Annotated in this window: 2 protein-coding genes; both read right to left on the bottom strand. The window is 27.5% G+C overall.

Translation table 11 applies throughout. From position 1 onward, the window contains the following. Positions 1–108: 108 nt before the first annotated feature. A complete protein-coding gene (locus MBFIL_RS03770) occupies positions 109–1371 on the bottom strand; it encodes a right-handed parallel beta-helix repeat-containing protein (protein WP_066971649.1) in 1263 nt (420 codons plus the stop codon). A gap of 459 nt (positions 1372–1830) precedes the next feature. Next, the gene (locus MBFIL_RS03775; RefSeq protein ID WP_066971650.1) at positions 1831–2592 is read right to left on the bottom strand and encodes an aspartate dehydrogenase; all 762 of its coding nucleotides are present in this window, start codon (positions 2590–2592) and stop codon (positions 1831–1833) included. Positions 2593–2826 lie beyond the last annotated feature (234 nt).

Below are 2826 nucleotides of genomic sequence, written 5' to 3' on the forward strand. Positions count from 1 at the left end.
AATAGATATTCAATGAAAAACATAGACAACAAATAAAAAAAACTACAAAAAATAATTTACAATCTAACCACAACTAAGAAAATTCACTGTCATCCATCAACTGAAAAATTAATTATTGCACAGCCAATTAGTATTTTTAACAATGTTACCATTTTCATCTTTCCAAGTGTTACCTACAAGCCTTAACTTTATAGAAGTTTTTGCATATGGCATGTCTCCATTAGTTATAAATACACTTTCACCCCAAGTACCAGTTTTTCCAGCACTATTGTAGGTTATTGTACAACCTTGGATAAGTACATCACTTGCATAATGGTATTTTTCCTTACTACCACTGAATCTGTAAAGTGTAAATGCTCCTCCAAGACCACCACTTTTATGAGATGCAGTGTTGTGAGATATTACACTGTTGTAAACTTTTAATGGTGCGTGAGTATCAAAACCTCCAGCGAATCCTCTTAATGCTTTGTTATAGGTAAATCTAGATGATTTTATAGTTGTTTTACCTGCATTATGGATAGCTCCACCACGTTGAGCTGCAACATTACCTGTAAAATTACATTTTTCCAATTTAGCATTTTCTTCAATAGCTATCGCCCCACCATTTTTAGGAGACCTATTTTTTTCAAATACTGAAGTTGTAAGATTCATTTTACCAAAATTAGCAATAGCTCCACCATATGCTACATTTTTAGTAAAATATGATCCTTTAATATTTGCATTTGAATTGTCAGTAGTGTGTATTCCGCCTCCAAAGTTTGTATTAGCTACTTTTCCATTACCTGCCCTATTACTTGTGAAAGTACTGTTATCTACTATTAACTTGTTGTTAAAATGTGAAATACCTCCACCAGAAATCTTTGCTTTATTATTTGTAAATGTGGATTTACTAACATTAAGTTTTGACTGTTTAGCGAATATAGCCCCTCCATATTTTGTAGCTACATTATTTGTGAAACTACAATATCTTATAGTGAGTTTACCTTTTGTAATTGCAATAGCTCCACCTAAATCTTTTTTACCATTTGTTATCTTTATACCACTAAGAGTTACTGTACCTCTGCTTATGGTAAATGCCCTATTTGCTTTACCAAGACTTATAACTACAGTATTTCTTTTTTTAACATTATTCGAAATTGCACTTATTTTAATATTCTTATTATTATCTATTATTATGTCTCTATTTTTAGTTCCACTATATGTTCCTGCTTTAATATAAATGGTATCTCCACTTTTAGCTTTAGACACAGCATTTTTTATACTTCCACCTTTTGATACATATATATCTTTAGCACTTGCAGCACTAATAGAAATAGCAAAGCATAGAAGTAGTGCTAAAACAACTATAGTTTTTAAGTATTTTTTCTTCAAATTAATTCCTCAAATTGATCATATATAATGTGAATTCCAAAAATATTTTAGGAATTCTTGAATATTAATTATATAGTTGTTTATTATTTATATGTATTTATTCTTTGTTTTATTTGAGTGTCTTTTCTTTCATTGCATTTTTAAACGATATTATTACAATTTTTCATACGATGCAATAGTACATAAAAAGATGTTCGTTAATTTATAAAAATTGATTGTGTATTGAATCACTAAAATACATCGTCAAAATATTATATTGTAAATATATAATGATTTTAAAAGGTGCATGAAAAGATCAAAAAATAAACGGCATCCAATATTTTACATAAAGCAACTGCTATGTAATCCTAATTAGTGTAAAGATAAAAAATACTAAAAATATTACTAAAAATAATAGTATTACTAAAAATAATTTTATGAATACTATTAAAATTATTAAGGATAATATAAAATTATTAATTATAATCCAATTTTTAAAGTTTCATTAAAGCTTTTTAAAAGTTCTATTGCAGAATATGCTGCCAATATACTAGTTTTAGCATTTGCAGCACATGGAATGTTTTTAACGAGTGTTTTAATTTCCCCAAAGCTTCCTACAACAGTGATTTCATGCATATTCTCATTAACCTTGGGATCTACAATAATTTTAACATTAGCATCCACATGTGATGCTAAACTTAAAGATGATGCAACATTAATATTTGATGGAAACTCAAGAACAGCTTCACTTGCTTTACCATTAAATATTACTTTTTCTTCTTTAAGATTTTGATTTAGTGAACGTGGAGACTTCCTAGTTACTATTGAAACATTATCAATGGTTCCAAGAGAAGCTGCTTTAATTGCATCAAGACCAGCTATAGCACCAGATGGAGCATAAATTTTAGCATTATTCTTCTTTGCAATAGCTATTATATTTTCTCTAAAATCATTATCCATTAAAGCACCAATACTTAGAACTATAACATCTTTACCCTTTTCAAGTGCCTGAGGTATTAATGATTTAACTGCATTTGGTGATGCAGATTCTAAAACCATATCAACATTATCTACTAATTCATTGAAATCTTCAGAATAATGCCCTTTAGTTATTTTAGCAAAATTTTCAGCTTTTTCAACATTATTATCATAGAAATAATTAATTTCAAAATTATTATCCTCTTTCAAGGTGTTAAAAATAATATTAGCTATTGCTCCACATCCTAATATTCCTAGTATCATAAAAAATCACTACTTTTAAAAATAATTATAGGTTATATTATAAGTTTATTTTATAACTAAATATTTAAATTAAATTATATAATATTTACTAAATTTACAGAAATATCGTTTGTGTCAAAAAGTTGCCTCCTGAAAAATTGATTATTACTAAAATAATGATTTATCATAACATTTAGGTCCATTTTAATTCATCGTTCTGTCTTTCAATTATTGGTTTCAAATAAGACATAGCTC

This window comes from Methanobrevibacter filiformis, from assembly GCF_001639265.1.
In the GTDB taxonomy this organism is placed as follows: domain Archaea; phylum Methanobacteriota; class Methanobacteria; order Methanobacteriales; family Methanobacteriaceae; genus Methanacia; species Methanacia filiformis.

Bases quoted from the DNA above. Each gene is read 5' to 3' on its own strand.
- MBFIL_RS03775 (WP_066971650.1), bottom strand. From the start codon at position 2,592: ATGATACTAGGAATATTAGGATGTGGAGCAATAGCTAATATTATTTTT.